Here is a 16,064-nt window from a genome sequence, read left to right on the forward strand (position 1 = left end):
TACAGGCAAGTTAAAGCATGGAGGAGGAGAAGGACCATGAATACAAGAAAACGCTTCATCTGCATTCTGCTAGGGCCCGTTATATTTGCCCTGACAGCCCTGCTGCTTAAGGACGCGCTTACGCTTCGCGGCGCACAGGCAGTAGGAACCGCGTTTTGGCTGATCTTCTGGTGGATAACACGTCCCGTACATACTACCGGGAACTGGGACCAATGAAGCGGGATGAAAAGATCTGTTCTATACTTTTCAAAACTGCTATGTTAGCCGCCTTTACACGCCCTTTGTATGCTGACATCTTGCCAGGACTTGCGCCGGACTATGTATATCTTACGCTTGGCTGCCTCTGCTTCTTTATCACGGCAGCCGACAAAGGATTCCTGCTGAAATGGGAAGAGGCCCAGAAAGGGATGATGTGGGGGATGATGATTCTCTTCGCGGGCGGTATGGCTCTCGGCAAGCTTATCAACGACTCCGGTGCAACGGCCCGGATTGCAGACATCGTATCCAACCTGGCTCTGGACGGGGGGCTGCTGACTGTCGTAGTCTTAGTCATCTTTACACGTATGATTTCCGAGGTGACAAACGGCACGACTGCCGCCGCCCACGCGATCTGTAAAGTGATCTATGACAATGCAGAGATGCTCGGCCCCATGGTGGCAGAAGAGACACGTCTGGGCAGCGCGGCGGATAAGATTACCAAGTGCCGCATGAAGTCCGCACTCATCTGGAACAGCTTGAAAGGTAAGAAATCCGTAGGTATCATCAACAGGATAGAGGACCGCCGTATGATTGAGATTGCCAAGCCTATGGGCGTCGTTGCAAGTCAATGTCTTTGGAGGCATCAACAACTGTGCGGATATGGCAGACGGAATTTCCCGGGCCTTTACCGAATTAGGCATTCAGAAGCCTGTTGTGGTGAAAAGCCGTGGCTTCAATCAGGAGAAGGGCTGGAGCATATATGAGAAGCTCGGTTTTGCACAGACGAAGTATGGCACGACAGACGAGGCGGTGCAGACACTGCTCAGAGTGAAGGAGGTGAAGGAACATGAGCATTTTAATTGATCAGGATACCTCCATGTTGATTATCGGTATTACGGGAAAACAGGGCCGGATCCACTGCAAGCATACATTGGAGAGCGGCGCTAGGCTCCTTGCAGGTGTTGCACCGGGAAGGGGCGGGCAGACGGTAGAAGGCGTCCCGGTATTTGAGACTGTAGCAGAAGCACGTGCCACATTCCCGGAGATCCGGGCTGCCATGCTTCTCGTACCGAAGCAGTTCGTGCTGGAGGCAGCACTGAAGGCGCTGCGGGAAGGGATCGAGCTGCTGGTCGTCATTACAGAATTTGTTCCCGTGATGGATGCGCTGATGATTGTGCATGAAGCGAAGCAGCTCGGAGCGAAAGTCGTGGATCCCAACACGATCGGAGTGATATCCCCGGGCAAGTCGAAGCTCGGAATCATGCCGGACTACATCTACGGCAGGGGGCATATCGGCATCATCTCCCGCAGCGGCACGCTCACGCATGAAACGGCCTCCAACCTTACATTTAAGGGGTTTGGACTCTCCACTTGCATAGGGATCGGGGGGTGACGCTATCGTAAGCATCCTGGCTAATCCGAGACAGTCGAATGTGAAGGATATTATTGAATTATATAAGAAAGCGCTATAAGAGCAACCTGTAATTGCCTGCACTCTGGGTGTTTGGAGAAAATTCCAGACACTCAGGGTGTCTTTTTGGGCTATAATGAAGCTATAGTTCCCTGTATGTTGTATGTTCAGAAGACGGAGGTGTTAGGATGAAGCGTGATGTTAAGATAGCAGTGATTGGGCTTGGCGGCGTGGGGGGATATATCGGGGCCGCCCTGGCAGATACGTATGAGAATGTCTCTTTTGCCGCAAGGGGCGGGCGGAAAGAATCTCTTGAAGAAAAAGGGCTCATACTGCACAGCGATTGCCTGGGAGAACGCACGGCATATCCGATGCGGGTGGTCGAAAGTGTGAGAGAACTGCCGGCGCAGGACTTTATATTCGTATGTGTGAAGAATTATTCACTGGAAGAAGTGTGTGATGATATACGTGAAGCAGCCGGTGCGGACACGGTAATCATTCCGGTCATGAACGGTACAAATCCGGGGACAAAAGCCCGCCGGCATATAGGAAGGGGAACCGTGCTGGATGCTTTGATCTATATTGTCTCATATACGGATGAGGATTATGAGGTCTTCCAGAAAGGGGATTATGCACATATCCATATCGGTCTGGAGAATCCGGACGGACAGGAGCAGGCTATCATGAATGAAGCGGCGGAGCTGATGCGGAATGCGGGCCTTGACTGCCGGATAGATGAAGACATACAGAAGGCAATCTGGAAAAAGTACAGCCTGAACTGTGCGTTTAATGTCATGACAGCTTATTATTCTACTGATACGGAAGGAATCCGTAACCACCAGGAACGGCTTGCAGATTTTAAGGCAATATTGTATGAAGCCCGTGAGGTGGCGGGAGCAAAAGGGATTGACCTGCCGGAAACTTTTCTGGACCGTCAGCTGGAACATTTTATAAACGTACAGGAGCCGGATGCTACAAGTTCGCTCCGCCGCGATATGGATGCCATCAAAAGGTGTGAACTGGAGACGTTCAGCGGATACCTCGTCAGCGAGGCGGGACGTCTTGGAATAGCGGTCCCGGTATCTAAACGCTATTATGAAGGACTGAAGGAAAAGCAGATAAAGCTTGAGGGCAGATAGCTTTCATGCAAGTGCGTGGCATCATCCCGGCTTCTTGGCGCTTCGGGTGGATTTTCTATTGCTTTTCTGGATCTGGACGGGCTTAAATTGCTCAATGACAGAGAAGGGCACGATGCCGGAGACCATTATCTGATAAGGTTTTCCAGAGAGATGGAGACAGGGCTCGGTTCCGGCGGCCTGCTTTCGCATGTCGGGGGAGATGAATTTATCGTACTTATGCCGGATACCGGGGCATAGGCGGCGGGCAGCCGGATGGAGGCGATCAGGGATATGCTGGAGTCAGGGTATTGGGAGCGTCCCATGCGCTTTTCTTTTCGATGAATGGTATCCTGTATGGGTTTACGATTAATATCTTCTGCCGCTATGCGGTCTCGATATACAGTTCTCAGCCGCTCATGTCATTTGACAACAGTGCTGCGAGCCTGAAGGCGGTTCCAGTATTTATTGGCTTTCTGCTCGGTGGTATCGTCCTTCATATGATGGCATTATGGAAAACGCAGAGCTCCTTTTGCACTGTGCTGGTGCACCCGGACCATCTCAAATTCCAATTGGAGGTCATGACCGGCATGTTTCTCTATCTGTACCTGAATCTGCTGCCTTATCAGACGCCGGGCAACTCAATTCTGCTGAAGCTGTGGGGCATCAAGTCGTGCATTTTTTCTCTGACGGGTGCAGGTCTTGGAATGCGCTATTCCCTGAAGATGTGCCAGATGGCTGACTATCGTGAGCAGAACCGGGTAATCCGGCGTAAGATTGCACAAAAAGAACAAGAAGAGCGCGAGCTTCGCTCCACTGCCTATTATGATACTTTGACAGGTACGTATAACCTTCAGTATATCCTGGAGCAGCTATGGAGCCTGCTTCAGAGAAAGATACCATTTGCGCTCTGCTTTCTGAATCTGGACAATCTCAAGGGTGTCAATGACTCTTATGGCCACGGGGAAGGGAACCGGTATCTGATTATTGCAGCCAGGGAGCTGAGGCTGGCCTGCAGGCAGGATTGTAATCTGCTTGCCCGGTACGCCGGAGACGAGTTCCTGATATTGTTCACGGAGACGGGAGTGGCCGAGGCAGATGAGCGTGTCCGCCAGGCAGACGAGAGGATCCAGGGGATAAGCAGGAGCGGGGGCGTCCCTTTTGACATGTCAATCAGCTATGGAACAGTAGACAGCAGTGTGGCAGCGGACGCAGAGGGCCTGATAGCGGCAGCGGATAAAATGATGTACCGCAGAAAGCAGGATAAAGTCCGTTCATAAGAAGCCTTCATAACGATTTTTATTGACACCTGTGAAAACAATGCTATGATTACATCATGTGATATTTTATACCAGGGGGAAAAACGATGGATTATAACAGGATAGTACAGGGAATTCTCGACATTGGAGAAGCGATGCTGATCTGCGGAGCAGAAAATTTCAGGCTGGATGACAGCCTTTACAGGATGTGCAGAAGCTATGGGTTCAAACGGTATGACGTATTTGCCATACCGAGCAATATCCAGATAACGGTTGAGACTCCGGATGGGGAGATTATTACCCAGGTCCGCCACATCGAATCGACGGATATTGATTTTGACAGGCTTGATTACCTGAACAACCTGTCCCGCTATGTATGCCAGCATACGCCGGATGAAATAGTGCTGCAGGAGAAGTACGAAGAGGTCATGGCCAGGCCGCCGCAGAAACCGTATACGAAATACTTCGCGGCTGTGATGGGAGGGACCGGATTCGCGGTCTTTTTTGGGTGCGATTTAGCGGACGCGGCTGTGGCGGCGATCGTATCGCTTATGATCGCACTGGTCGGAGGCTGGCTCAGCAAAAGGGAAGAAAACCTGATGGCATACAACCTGATTCTGTCATTTCTCTCGGAGGTGATTATCATCCTTGCGGTCCGCCTGGGGCTTGGGAGCCATCCGGAGAGGATCATGATTGGAATCGTCATGCTTCTGATAAGCGGGCTCAGTACGACAAATGGAATACGGGAAGTGCTGCAGAGGGACTTTATATCCGGTTCCTTGAACATTATGAACTCCATGCTGGGGGCGGCCGGCATCGCCTTTGGAACGGCACTTGCGATGCTGGCGCTGGACGGGGTATCTGCGGAAGGATATGTGCTGAACCACAATATCCCGATTCAGCTCATTTCCTGTACGGTGGCCTGTATCGGCTTCGCCTTCTGGTTTAAGATTCGCGGCCGGCAGGTCGTCTATTCCGGTGTGGGCGCTTTCTTTACCTGGGGAATCTATGTGGTGGCCTATCATTTCTGGCCGAGCAACTTTCTGGCGACGCTGCTTGCCTCTATCTTTGTTGCGTTTTATGCATTCATCATGTCCAGAATCAACAAGGCGCCGTCCACCATATTTCTGACAGCCTCTGTGTTCCCGCTCATTCCGGGACCCAACTTATATTATATGATGTATGGGTGCGTGAGCGGCGATTATGGGATGGTGCTTGGCGAGACGATCGTCCTGCTGGCGACATGCCTGGCGATCGCCTTTGGCTTCAATATCGTAGACATCTTGTCGAGGACGGGCATGCGGATGTTGAAACGGGAATATCACATCGGGAAAAACTCGTAATAAGATTGAATTAAACGAGATAGCAAGTTGGATTTATGATGAGAAAATTAATAATATAAGAGTAGTGTACGTAGAACCGGACTGGCGCATATAAGCCTTCCTGTTCTCCGTATATTATGTTACATTTAGTTTTGCAAAGTGGTGACCATAAGCCGTATGGCGGGGGTCAGGCGCAGCTCGTCCAGGCCGATTTCCTGGTTGCGCAGGTATTGTTCTGCTGCGGGGAACTGCCAGCCGATGAGCTCCTTTACGGCGCTTCCACAGCGGCCGACGTCATTTTCTCTCAGGCTTTGGATCATGACGTCCGTAAAATGTAGCATCGTCTCGTCCAGCTTAGGAGTGCCGCTTGAAGACGCTTTCAGAGGATAGCCCCATAGGGACAGGCTGTATATGCGGCCGTATATCTCCCGTACCCCTTTCAGACGGCTATGCCTGTAAACGAACAGCAGGCAGGACCACAGGGCAAGCTCCTCCCTGCCGGTATGGAGCTGTGTCTCCAGTTCGCTGATGAGAAGATCCCTCTCTTCGATGGTAATCACGGTCAGGATGTCCTGCATTACATGTTGGAAGGAGTAGGCGAGCAGTTCAAAAGACTGTACTGAAGGCGCTTGGTGCAGGAGAGGACGGTTACCGGCTGCTGTCACGGATCCGGCGCAGGAACGGGGATTATGTCTCGGTACAGTTTTCTACCCAGTTTGCAGATGAGTATATTGACGGCTATCAAGTGGCCTATTCTGTCCTTACCAATGTAGACGACCTTGTGAAGATGCAGAAGGAGCAGTCGGTTGCCTATGAAAGTCTGCCAGGTTTTCCGCAAAGTACCGGATAGAGAACGCCGGAGGCGAACTGGACTTGGTGCTGCTGTCAGCCAATGGACGTTTTCTGGATTACTTTGGGGAGTCGGGCGGCCGGGGCGGCAGTCCGCTGTACCGGAAGAACATACAGGACAATATCGAGATTATCAACGAAAACAGACATAAGATGCTGGCCGGGGAGCCGCTTCACTTTACCATGCACGTCATAAGCCGGGCCGGACAGCCGCTGTGACTGCAGGTCAATGCCACCTGTATCGACTGGCAGGAAGGACAGCCCATATATCTGGTCATCTTTATTGATGTCACGGATGTGACGGAGCTGCGGGAGATGCAGAGGAAGCTGACGGCCCAGGCTGAGGCGCTTAGGGATGCCCTGGCCGTGGCAGAGCATGCCAACCGTGCCAAGTATGAGTTCCTCTCCCGGATGTCCCATGAGATCCGTACGCCGATGAATGCCATCATCGGCATGACTACGATTGCGGCTGCATATCCAAGCATCTGATGACGCTGATTAATGATGTGCTGGATATGTCTAAAATTGACGAAGGGAAACTTCAGATTGTCTGGGAAGCATTTAATCTGGAGACGGTCGTGGAGGCGGTCACATCTATCGTCTATCCACAGGCAGTGGAAAAAGGGCTGACATTCACGGTACCATTGGTCGACATTATGGATACGGATCTGATTGGTGACGAGCTGCGGTTGAACCAGGTGCTGCTCAACCTGCTATCCAATTCCCTTAAGTTTACGCCGCAGGGGGGGCACAATCCGGCTGGAAATCCGCCAGCTGCAGCGTACCGAGGGTCGCGTGCGCCTGCGTTTCACTGTCAGCGACACCGGCATCGGTATGAGTGAAAGCTTCTTAAACTGCATATTTGATCCTTTTGAACAGGAGAGTGCAGCCATCGGTCAAAATACGGGGGTACCGGACTTGGCATGCCGACAACCAAGAACCTTGTGACTCTGATGGGAGGAACGATCTCTGGTGGATTGGAGATTGCCCGACATCGATGGCATAGGGGTTACCCGGCGCATGAGGGAAGCTGTGGGTGACGATACGCTTATCATCATCATTACTGCCTATGACTGGGGAGCGATTGAAAAGAATGCACGTGCCGCCGGTGCCAATGCGTTTCTCGCGAAACCGATATTTGCGTCTACTCTTTATAATGCGCTGCTGTCGGTGACAGGTATTGAGAAGGCGAATCCATTTTTAGTGCTGAGTGACGGCATCAGGCTATCTTCAATGCATTTAAAATGGGGTTTACCGATATCGTCAGACATGAAGTAGAAGAAGATGTCCACAGCATGCTCAATGCCTTCAACCAGTGGGAATGAAGACGGACGAGGTGAGAAGATGAACTATCAGATAGATGATATTCCTGTGACAATAGAATACCGTAATGTGAAAAATATCAATCTTTATATTAAGCCGCCTGACGGCCGGATTCTTGTCACGGCCCCAAGGCGGGTGCCTAAGAAAAGAATTATGGAATTTGTCCAATCAAAGGCCGGCTGGATAGAGCAGGCACGCCGCCGGATGCTGGAGGCACGGGAAAGGCAGATGGCCGATGAGCTGACCGGGGTGACCAAGGGGCAGCTTGAGGCGATGCGAAGCAATGTGGAAAAATATGTGGACAGATGGGAACCGGTGATGGGCGTACATGCGGCTGCCTGGACACTGAGAGATATGAAGACGAGATGGGGAAGCTGCAGCGTGGACAGTGGGCGTATCCGCCTGAACAAGCGCCTTGCGCTCTATCCCGATGACTGCCTGGAATACGTGATAGTGCATGAGCTTTGCCACCTGCTCGAGCCAAGCCATAACGAACGGTTCAAAATGCTTATGAGCAGTTTCATGCCAGATTGGAAAGAAAGGAAAAAGCGTCTGGGGACAGGTTAAAACGCGGATGGGGACGGGGGAAATCTAGATTTCCCCCGTCCCCATCCGCGTTTTAACCTGTCCCCCTTAGATTTTGCGCTTCAGTAGGATGATTCCGGTAAGCGCTAGAAGCAGCCCGCTTCCGGTCATTATCCAACGGATATCTACCCAGTCTGCCATCGGGCCGAATATCAGCATACCTGCCGGCATCACCGCAGCCGAGATGATCTGGAAGACAGAGAAGACTCTGCCGAGCCTCTGCTCTTCGACCTGCTCTTGCAGCATGACGGTGGACGCGGTAGCGAGTGATGGCATGAACGTGCCGGATAGGAACATGATGGCCAGGTACATCCAGAAATACGGGCTGACGCCCAGCAGGGCGAAGGTAATTCCGAAACCGATATAGGATACGGCGATTACGAGCCATTTGTTTTTGAAGCTGCCCTTCCATGATACATAGACGCCGCCGGCGAGGGAACCCGCTGTCCATATGATTTCATTGGCGGAAAGCCGCCATACTTCGCTGCCGAAGATCCGTTCAACCATCAGCGGGGACAAGAAAGCCGCCGGCGTGATGAGGAAGAAGGCGATTCCGTAAAATACGAGAATGCGGGAGACGACAGGATGGCCTGTCGTGTAGGCAATGCCTTCTTTCAAGTCGTGCCACATGGATAGGACTCCTTCCGACTCGGGCTTCCGGACTTTTAGAAATGCCATGACACAGATTGCCATGGCGGCGGTAATCACATCCGCCATCATTGCCCACACGATTCCGGCGGCCCCGAGCAGTGCACCGCCTACAGCGGGGGAGACCATCATGAGCAGGGAGCCGCACGTCTGATTTATCCCATTGATTCTTGTCAGCATCTCCGTTGGCACTATCTGGGGCAGCAGTGCGCCCACGGCAGGCGTCTGAACACCGGCACCGGCAGAACGGATAGCAGAGACGACCATCAGCATGGAGAGAGGGGCCTTCCCCTCAAAGAACATGATGACAAGCCCGAGGGTAGCTAAGGCGATAAATCCGTCTGCACACATGATGAGATATTTACGGTTATAGCGGTCCGCCCAGACACCGGCGAACAGGGATATCAGCAGCTGCGGCAGCAGGCTGCACAGTATAGACGCTGTCATCCAGACACCAGAGGAGGTCTCCAGCGTAATATACCAGGTTATCGCATAGCTTACGATAGAGGAGCCGAACAAACTGATATTCTGGCTCACGAGAAACAGTGTACTTTTTTTCTTCCAGTCTTTCATATAAACCTCATTTCCTAAAATAAAAACAGACAAATGTCCTGGATAGGACTTTTGCCTGCTGCTTGTTCAATATAAATGGGTACGTAAAGACAGACTTCCCGCTACAACGTCGGGGACTCTGTTCCATCTCCATTCTTACAAAATAAGCATCAAAAAAAAATCCCTTCCGGGAACACTATTTCCTCAATAACTTATCTCAACTGAATGGAAAACATGAACGTACCTCCTAGTATTATGAATTGTTTATAAGAGTAGCACAAATGCAAGTGGTCTGTCAATACAATACTTCAGATTAAAAGGACCATGAAATAATTCAAGGTCCTTTTACTTGCATAATCTAGAGATTGGTTTAGGAATTACAAAAATCGGGGTCATTTAAATATTTTGTTTCCTGAGTACAATATATCATGTATTATACACTTTGAATATAGTTTCGACATACATAAAATCTGTCAATGATTGTGCTTGGAGCACAAAAGAAGTATAATAGCATCAGCATAAGAAAAGAGAGGTCAGATATGGCGGTAGAATTAGAAGACTTGTACGCGGCAATCAAGCCGCAGTATGATATAAAGCTTCATACAAATGGATGTTTCCGGAGGATGATAGACTGGATCCATATGGTAGAAGAGGTCAACTTCGTATCCCTGCTTCACGGGGATGAGCTTGTGTTCAACTCGGGACTTCACTATACATCGGAAGAGTGGCTCGTACAATTTATAAAAGAACTGGATAGCGTGCATGCCGGCGGTCTGATTATCGCGCTGGAAGAGGGGCACATGTTTGCAAAAGAGACGGTAGATTACTGCAACAGGATACGGTTTCCGCTTTTTTCTGCCACTATGACGTCACCGTTTATTGACATCATGCGCATGTTTTCAGCCATTCTGCTGCGGAATGAGCAGAGAGATACTAATCTGATCGCGGCACTTAAAAATGCAGTTTTTTATCCGGAAAATACGGAATTATACGCAAGCCGTTTAGAGCGGAACGGGTTTTTCAGAAATATGAGCTACCTCGTTGTGATGCTCAGCTGCCATGCTTATGATACAGAGAATGGAAACGAGAGGCTTGAGGAACTCCATAAGTCACTAAATCATGCGATAAAAAGCGGAATTGTCTACGAAGAAAAAGGGCTGCTGGTAATACTGCTGGCCGGGTATGAGCAGAAAAGGGTTAAGGAGAAGATGCGGGCGCTCTGCCGGAAAGATAGCAATATTTATATCGGAATCGGTTCCCAGGAAGAGGATATGCAGCATATATACAAATCATACCACAATGCATACACGGCATATCAGCTGACAAAGACGGCAATCAACAAAAACTTCTTGGTATATGAGGAACTTGGTGTATACAAATTGCTGGCAGATGTAAAGGAAAAAGAAATATATCCGGCGTTCGTGCAAGAGACGCTCGGGTCTTTGATTTCATATGACAGGGATAACAAGACAGAGTACACGGAGGTATTGAGAGTATTCTTTGAAAATGAATGCAGCATCTTGCATACTTCCAAGGCTTTATACTGCCATAAGAATACATTGGCTTACAAGATAAATAAAATAAAAGACCTGCTTGGCTATGATATAATCAGCAATGAAAACAGAACGAGGATAATGCTGGCATTCTACATCATGAAAATGCAGGAAAATTGAGCGGGACAGGGGAAAACGTGGTTGGGGACGGGGGAAATTTGAATTTCCCCCGTCCCCAACCACGCTTTCCCCTGTCCCTTTTTGAAAATCCCCCGTCCCCAAAAAAATGTGTTATAATATAGCAAGAAGCGAATATAATAAAAGGGAGGGAACAAAATGGATATTAATCGTGTTAAAAGAAATAAGCTGCTGGGCGCGAGAATCATCAAGGGATTAGAATCCCGCAGCATGGAAGGTTATTATGCGGAGACGAAGGATGATGCCCTCGCAAAAGCGCTGGAGCTGATACCGGAAGGGAGCTCTGTCGGATGGGGCGGCTCCATGTCGATCAAGGAGATTGGCCTAAAGGATGCCGTCTGTACGGGTGATTATAAAGTGTTCAACCGTGATGTCTGTAAGACTCCTGAGGAAAAGCGTCAGGTTGAGCTCGCTACATACGACTGTGATTACTTTATCACAAGTGCCAACGCCATTACGGAAGACGGTGTGATGGTAAACATAGACGGCAATGCAAACAGAGTATCCGCTATTGCGTACGGACCGAAGAACGTAGTGATGATAGTCGGTATGAATAAGGCGGTAAAGAGCGTGGATGATGCAATGTCACGTGCCAGGAATGAGGCGGCCCCAATCAATGCAGAGAGGTTTAATCTCGATACGCCATGCTGTAAGAACGGTATGTGCTTTGACTGCAAGTCGCCGGATACGATATGCTGCCAGATATTGATCACCAGATTTTCTAAGACACCAAACAGGATTAAGGTCATACTTGTAAATGAAGAATTAGGGTTTTAAATTATTGACTATAAAAGGAGCATTTGTTATAATATACAAGTGCTCAATACGGCGCCATAGCCAAGCGGTAAGGCAAAGGTCTGCAACACCTCTATCACCAGTTCGATTCTGGTTGGCGCCTTTTTGAAAATCCGGAAACTTTAGTTTCCGGATTTTTTGTGGTTTCTGCCTTGTATGCGTAGCATAATCAGGATATTAGCTTCTATACCTGCTTTATATATTTTTTCAGCACGCGGGTTAATTCTTTGACATCGATAGGCTTTGCCATATGTGCGTTCATACCACACTCTAAGCATTGCTGGATATCTTCAGAAAATGCATCTGCACTCATAGCAATGATTGGTACAGACAAAGCATCAGGACGATCCAGCCGCCGGATTGCTTTCGTAGCTTCGTATCCTGTCATAAGAGGCATCCGGATGTCCATAAGGATAGCATCATAATAGCCAGATGGCGAGTTTTGAAAATACTCCAGGCAGACCTGCCCATCTTCTGCCCAATCGAGCTCTACGCCCAAGGCGGATAACAACTCTCTGGCAATCTCCCAGTTAAGTTCGTTATCCTCGGCAAGCAGGATACGGTAGCCGGACATATCCATCTTGTCATCCGGAATCTGGCCATGAGATTCTTCGCTGCCTATATATCTGCGCAGGCCATAGAATAATGTTGATTTAAACAGCGGTTTGGAAATGAAACCGCTAATCCCGGCCTCGCGGGCTTCTGCCTCAAATTCACTCCAGTCGTATGCAGATATCAAAAGGATAGGTATGTCATCTCCTAGATTATGTCGAATCTCCTTGGCAACCTGAAGGCCGTTCATACCTGGCAATTTCCAGTCTAACAGTATAATTTGATAGTCCTCTCTCATCTTGTGGTGCCGGATTACCAATTCGATTGCTGCTTCTCCACTCAATGCCCATTCGGCTTTAATACCAATAGACTCTAATGATTTCGCGGTGGTTTTACATAATAATTCATCATCGTCAACGACGAGCATATTCCAGGGAGGGAGAACCATATCCATATCTTCTGCCGGAGCTTTTTCAAAATCGACCGTAATATGGAATTCTGTACCTTTATCTAATTCACTATGAACAGCAATCGTTCCATCCATTGCGTCTACTATGTATTTCGTAATTGACATCCCCAATCCGGCACCTTCCGTTTTGCGTATCCTCGTTCCATCAGCCCGGCTGTAGGATTCATATATTTTTTCCAAGAATTCCGGTGACATGCCGATTCCATTATCCGTTACATAAATATGGATTCGGACATAGCTGTCCCCTTTTGGAGAATTTTCCTCGAACAGGGACAGGCGTATTGAACCTTTCTCGGGGGTATACTTTGTCGCGTTAGATAAGAGGTTCAATAAAACCTGATTCAAACGTACACCATCGCACCATACATTTTCTGTCAGAATATTTTCAACATGTATATCAAAATTTTGCTTTTTTGCCTTTATCTGCGGCTGCATGATGTTGACAATTCCTTCAATGACCTCCTTTAAAGAGACCTGCTCTGCTGATAAAGTCAATTTGCCGCTTTCAATCTTCGACATATCCAGTACATCGTTGATAAGTCCTAACAGATGTTTGCTTGACAGAGTGATTTTTCTTAGGCAGCTCTGTACCTGCTTCCTGTCATCTATGTGTGCAGCTGCAATAGCTGTCATTCCGACAATTGCATTCATAGGTGTGCGGATATCGTGGCTCATATTAGCTAAAAATTCACTCTTTGCCTTATTTGCCTCTATTGCAGACTGCCGGGCCTTCTCCAGTTCCTTAAGCTGTAGACGCGTTATGGAGAAGTACCGAAGAAATATTAATGTCAGGATAATCAATACGGAAGCACAGGCAAATAATGTAATGATTATACGTTGGGCACTCAGGCCGTTTATAATTGTGTCCAATATACCGTAAGGCATCACTGCCACCAGACACCATTCCGAATAAGGCAAAGGCGTTCCATAGATCTGCCGGCCCTCACCATTTACTTCAAGTGTTGTGGTATATTCTTTATTGTCTTTTAATGCAGCGCCAAACTCTTTTATGGATTTTCCTTCTGCTGTTTCGTTCTCGGCGGAATCTGGCAGCTTCTGCAGCAGCTCCAAGTATTCCCATAACTCGGTGTTGGGGTTACGAATTACAAAACTGCCATCAGGCCGGATAATGTGATAGTATGTCATCTGCTCATCGTCATCAAGAGAAAGGCTATCGGTAATATAATCTAGGGGGACGGCTGCTATAAGCCCTAGCCCTTGTTCTCCGTTCTGCATAGGATAGTCGGCCCGGACACCAAATAATACGACATCATTCCCTCCTGCATCGATACCTACGGCAACTCTTTGGTTCCCCTGTATTAATGATTCCACAAAAGGCGATGGATTAATTGGCTGTATCGGCTCTCCGCAGAGCGTATCAAACTCCCCTTCGTCAGAACAGATTGCCAAATAGTCAAATCCCCTGACCTGCGCTCTGTAAACGAGTTCTTCATATAAGCTATCTTTATCGTAGTTCTCTGGCGAGACCACAGAAATGATTCCGTCTACCTGGTTGAAACGGAGCTCGATAATATTTTCAAAATGCCAGGACATCTGTTCATTCATTCCAGACATGTAGATTTCTCCCACTTCGTAAATGGTCTTCTTGCTCTGTCGGTTCATATATATCCCCAGTATGCTGAAAACAATTACGCTAAACAGCAGAAGACCGATAAAGCTGTATAAAAGAAAACGGGTGGTAGGATTCCTTTTTTTACTGTGTCCCATTGATGCTATTCCTCCTTGGAGCCTTAATTCTTCTATGGTCTTAATTGTCACGGGAAAGCCGCCGGATAGCTGCGGCATCATATTAAATGCTAAAGGTGATGCTGGTATAAAAACATCGTAATTAGCTATACGGGTATATTATAAACACATTTTCAACAACTAGGCAATACCGATATTGGACAGGTATGCATATAGCTCCCTGTTTTTTACTGACAATCAATATCACTTGGGGTATAATTTAAATGGATTCAATAGGAGATGAATTATGGAACAACAAGAAACCAAGTTCTCATTTATATATGACGAAATAAAACAGCGCATTATAAACGGGCAGATACTCCCTGGAAGCTGCCTGCCATCTTCGAGGATGCTCTGCAATCAATTCCATGTAAGCCGGTATACGATAAATCGCGTTTTTGATGCACTCAAAGAAGATGGCCTGATTGCTATTTAGCCCCGTCTTGCTCCGGTCGTCCTCTCAAGAGCAGCTGCATCCGGACGGGAGAATCTGCTGTCTGACATTTTGAGGGAAAAGGACAGTATCATACAGATATATCAGAAATTTGCCATCATATTGCCGCCACTCCTGGTATTTGCATCACAGGACTGCAACCTGGAGATAATGCCCCACTATAAACAGGCTTTGAAAGTATCACGTTTGGGGATTGCGGCAGGAGGGTGGAGGCCTTCCTCCGATTTTATTAAGGAGGTACTGGAAATCGGCGGGAATCCCTTGTTTGCAAATTTATATTCAATCTTTGAACTTCATCATAATCTGGGATTTTTTACAGAAAAGTGCCCTTACTTTTTAGATAACTTTTTGCAAGGGTCTGTATCTGTTACGGGTATTATTATAGATATTTTGAAAGGGGATGACCCTTCCGTCAAGCACAGACGTTTGGCAAGTTTAGGACAAAGGTACCAGACGACTCCAGAGTTAATCAGATGCTGCCAAATCCGAGACGAACAGAGGAAGCGCTGCTGTATCTTCATGCGCTTCAGTTGATTGTACTGATAATCTATTCGGCAGCTTTTGCTCGCAGCTCCAGAAATAACTGCAAGAGAACTAGACGAGCTGGAGGAGAGATTCGCACAGCTGGATTCTGTCTGTATAGCTGTCATTTATGAAGCCATCTTAAAGCATATGGAATTGAAACCCTTGCACGCTATATTGACGGAAGCGTTCCGCCTTACGGAAGGGCCATTACATTGCTTATTATGATAATAAGAAGCTGGTTCTACAAAAGTTCAATAAACAGATTATCGCAGCAGTCCGGCACCTGCGTGAAGGAGATGAGGGTTCATTTGCAGACGGTATTACAGACTGCTATCGATATTCTCTAATACGTGCCGAGGAGTATATGATTAAAAAATATAAATTTTACAGGGTAGCTTATATGCGGATTCCAGAGATATACTAAGTAAAACAGTAATGGTGGACGTATCCGGGAAAGCAGATACGGCAAGAGAGGGGGACGGGGGAAATTGAGATTTCCCCCGTCCCCAACTTAGCGAATAAAGTCGAAAAATCAGAAAAAAATATTCGGATGCTGGAAATGTATCCACT

General features: G+C 48.1%; 14 protein-coding genes, 1 tRNA gene and 2 pseudogenes. 14 read left to right on the plus strand and 3 right to left on the minus strand.

The genetic code is table 11. The features are described 5' to 3' along the window. The first annotated feature begins 36 nt into the window (after window positions 1-36). From E1963_RS07275 to E1963_RS07310, 8 genes are all read left to right on the plus strand, one after another. Window positions 37-216, plus strand: a complete 180-nt coding sequence (locus tag E1963_RS07275) for a hypothetical protein (protein WP_132276730.1) — start codon at window positions 37-39, stop codon at window positions 214-216. Further along, window positions 213-962 carry an SLC13 family permease gene (locus E1963_RS07280; protein WP_243117642.1) on the plus strand — a complete coding sequence of 250 codons (750 nt, stop codon included), beginning with the start codon at window positions 213-215 and terminating at the stop codon, window positions 960-962. Before E1963_RS07275 ends, E1963_RS07280 begins: the two co-directional genes overlap by 4 nt. Then, window positions 913-1,062 (plus strand): hypothetical protein, encoded by a 150-nt coding sequence (locus E1963_RS20130; RefSeq protein ID WP_201272010.1) that lies wholly within the window; start codon window positions 913-915, stop codon window positions 1,060-1,062. Before E1963_RS07280 ends, E1963_RS20130 begins: the two co-directional genes overlap by 50 nt. Next, complete coding sequence (locus E1963_RS07290) at window positions 1,046-1,591, plus strand: hypothetical protein (RefSeq protein WP_243117627.1); 546 nt, start codon at window positions 1,046-1,048, stop codon at window positions 1,589-1,591. Before E1963_RS20130 ends, E1963_RS07290 begins: the two co-directional genes overlap by 17 nt. Window positions 1,592-1,797: 206 nt before the next feature. Next, entirely contained in the window at window positions 1,798-2,748 is a 951-nt protein-coding gene (locus tag E1963_RS07295) for a ketopantoate reductase family protein (protein ID WP_132276732.1), read from the plus strand. Between the two features lie 15 nt (window positions 2,749-2,763). Further along, entirely contained in the window at window positions 2,764-2,985 is a 222-nt protein-coding gene (locus E1963_RS07300; RefSeq protein WP_132276734.1) for a diguanylate cyclase domain-containing protein, read from the plus strand. A gap of 50 nt (window positions 2,986-3,035) precedes the next feature. Continuing rightward, window positions 3,036-4,004 (plus strand): GGDEF domain-containing protein, encoded by a 969-nt coding sequence (locus tag E1963_RS07305; protein WP_132276736.1) that lies wholly within the window; start codon window positions 3,036-3,038, stop codon window positions 4,002-4,004. A gap of 86 nt (window positions 4,005-4,090) precedes the next feature. Next, entirely contained in the window at window positions 4,091-5,326 is a 1,236-nt protein-coding gene (locus E1963_RS07310) for a threonine/serine exporter family protein (protein ID WP_132276738.1), read from the plus strand. A gap of 125 nt (window positions 5,327-5,451) precedes the next feature. Here the strand turns inward: E1963_RS07310 and E1963_RS07315 are convergent, their stop codons facing one another. Next, the gene (locus E1963_RS07315; RefSeq protein WP_145964172.1) at window positions 5,452-5,883 is read right to left on the minus strand and encodes a hypothetical protein; all 432 of its coding nucleotides are present in this window, start codon (window positions 5,881-5,883) and stop codon (window positions 5,452-5,454) included. A gap of 20 nt (window positions 5,884-5,903) precedes the next feature. Between E1963_RS07315 and E1963_RS22585 the strand changes: the two are divergent. Both E1963_RS22585 and E1963_RS07325 read left to right on the plus strand, forming a co-directional pair. Next, a pseudogene (locus E1963_RS22585) lies at window positions 5,904-7,345 on the plus strand (PAS domain-containing hybrid sensor histidine kinase/response regulator); the annotation flags it as partial. A 153-nt stretch (window positions 7,346-7,498) separates the two neighbouring features. Continuing rightward, window positions 7,499-8,044: a M48 family metallopeptidase gene (locus E1963_RS07325; RefSeq protein WP_132276742.1), complete on the plus strand. Its 546-nt coding sequence runs from the start codon at window positions 7,499-7,501 to the stop codon at window positions 8,042-8,044. 66 nt (window positions 8,045-8,110) lie between these two features. Here E1963_RS07325 and E1963_RS07330 read toward each other — a convergent pair whose 3' ends face one another. Next, window positions 8,111-9,283 (minus strand): MFS transporter, encoded by a 1,173-nt coding sequence (locus E1963_RS07330; RefSeq protein WP_132276744.1) that lies wholly within the window; start codon window positions 9,281-9,283, stop codon window positions 8,111-8,113. 518 nt (window positions 9,284-9,801) lie between these two features. On the opposite strand from E1963_RS07330, the gene E1963_RS07335 reads away from it, so the two are divergent. The 3 genes from E1963_RS07335 to E1963_RS07345 all read left to right on the plus strand — a co-directional run bounded on the left by E1963_RS07335 (window position 9,802) and on the right by E1963_RS07345 (window position 11,851). After that, on the plus strand, window positions 9,802-10,935 hold the full coding sequence (locus E1963_RS07335) for a helix-turn-helix domain-containing protein (protein ID WP_132276746.1): 1,134 nt from the start codon (window positions 9,802-9,804) through the stop codon (window positions 10,933-10,935). Window positions 10,936-11,091: 156 nt separating this feature from the next. Beyond that, window positions 11,092-11,730, plus strand: a complete 639-nt coding sequence (locus E1963_RS07340) for a lactate utilization protein (protein WP_132276748.1) — start codon at window positions 11,092-11,094, stop codon at window positions 11,728-11,730. Between the two features lie 50 nt (window positions 11,731-11,780). Continuing rightward, window positions 11,781-11,851, plus strand: a tRNA-Cys gene (locus tag E1963_RS07345). 81 nt (window positions 11,852-11,932) lie between these two features. On the opposite strand, the gene E1963_RS07350 is transcribed toward E1963_RS07345, so the two are convergent. Then, window positions 11,933-14,497 (minus strand): hybrid sensor histidine kinase/response regulator, encoded by a 2,565-nt coding sequence (locus tag E1963_RS07350; RefSeq protein WP_132276750.1) that lies wholly within the window; start codon window positions 14,495-14,497, stop codon window positions 11,933-11,935. A gap of 265 nt (window positions 14,498-14,762) precedes the next feature. Between E1963_RS07350 and E1963_RS22590 the strand changes: the two are divergent. Continuing rightward, window positions 14,763-15,918: pseudogene (locus tag E1963_RS22590) on the plus strand (GntR family transcriptional regulator). Window positions 15,919-16,064: the final 146 nt, after the last annotated feature.

This window comes from Extibacter muris, assembly GCF_004345005.1.
In the GTDB taxonomy this organism is placed as follows: domain Bacteria; phylum Bacillota; class Clostridia; order Lachnospirales; family Lachnospiraceae; genus Extibacter; species Extibacter muris.

Coding starts and splice junctions, on each gene's coding strand:
- E1963_RS07275 (WP_132276730.1), top strand. CDS start 37: ATGAATACAAGAAAACGCTTCATCTGCATTCTGCTAGGGCCCGTTATA.
- E1963_RS07280 (WP_243117642.1), top strand. CDS start 213: ATGAAGCGGGATGAAAAGATCTGTTCTATACTTTTCAAAACTGCTATG.
- E1963_RS07290 (WP_243117627.1), top strand. CDS start 1,046: ATGAGCATTTTAATTGATCAGGATACCTCCATGTTGATTATCGGTATT.
- E1963_RS07295 (WP_132276732.1), top strand. CDS start 1,798: ATGAAGCGTGATGTTAAGATAGCAGTGATTGGGCTTGGCGGCGTGGGG.
- E1963_RS07310 (WP_132276738.1), top strand. CDS start 4,091: ATGGATTATAACAGGATAGTACAGGGAATTCTCGACATTGGAGAAGCG.
- E1963_RS07315 (WP_145964172.1), bottom strand. CDS start 5,883: ATGCAGGACATCCTGACCGTGATTACCATCGAAGAGAGGGATCTTCTC.
- E1963_RS07325 (WP_132276742.1), top strand. CDS start 7,499: ATGAACTATCAGATAGATGATATTCCTGTGACAATAGAATACCGTAAT.
- E1963_RS07330 (WP_132276744.1), bottom strand. CDS start 9,283: ATGAAAGACTGGAAGAAAAAAAGTACACTGTTTCTCGTGAGCCAGAAT.
- E1963_RS07335 (WP_132276746.1), top strand. CDS start 9,802: ATGGCGGTAGAATTAGAAGACTTGTACGCGGCAATCAAGCCGCAGTAT.
- E1963_RS07340 (WP_132276748.1), top strand. CDS start 11,092: ATGGATATTAATCGTGTTAAAAGAAATAAGCTGCTGGGCGCGAGAATC.
- E1963_RS07350 (WP_132276750.1), bottom strand. CDS start 14,497: ATGGGACACAGTAAAAAAAGGAATCCTACCACCCGTTTTCTTTTATAC.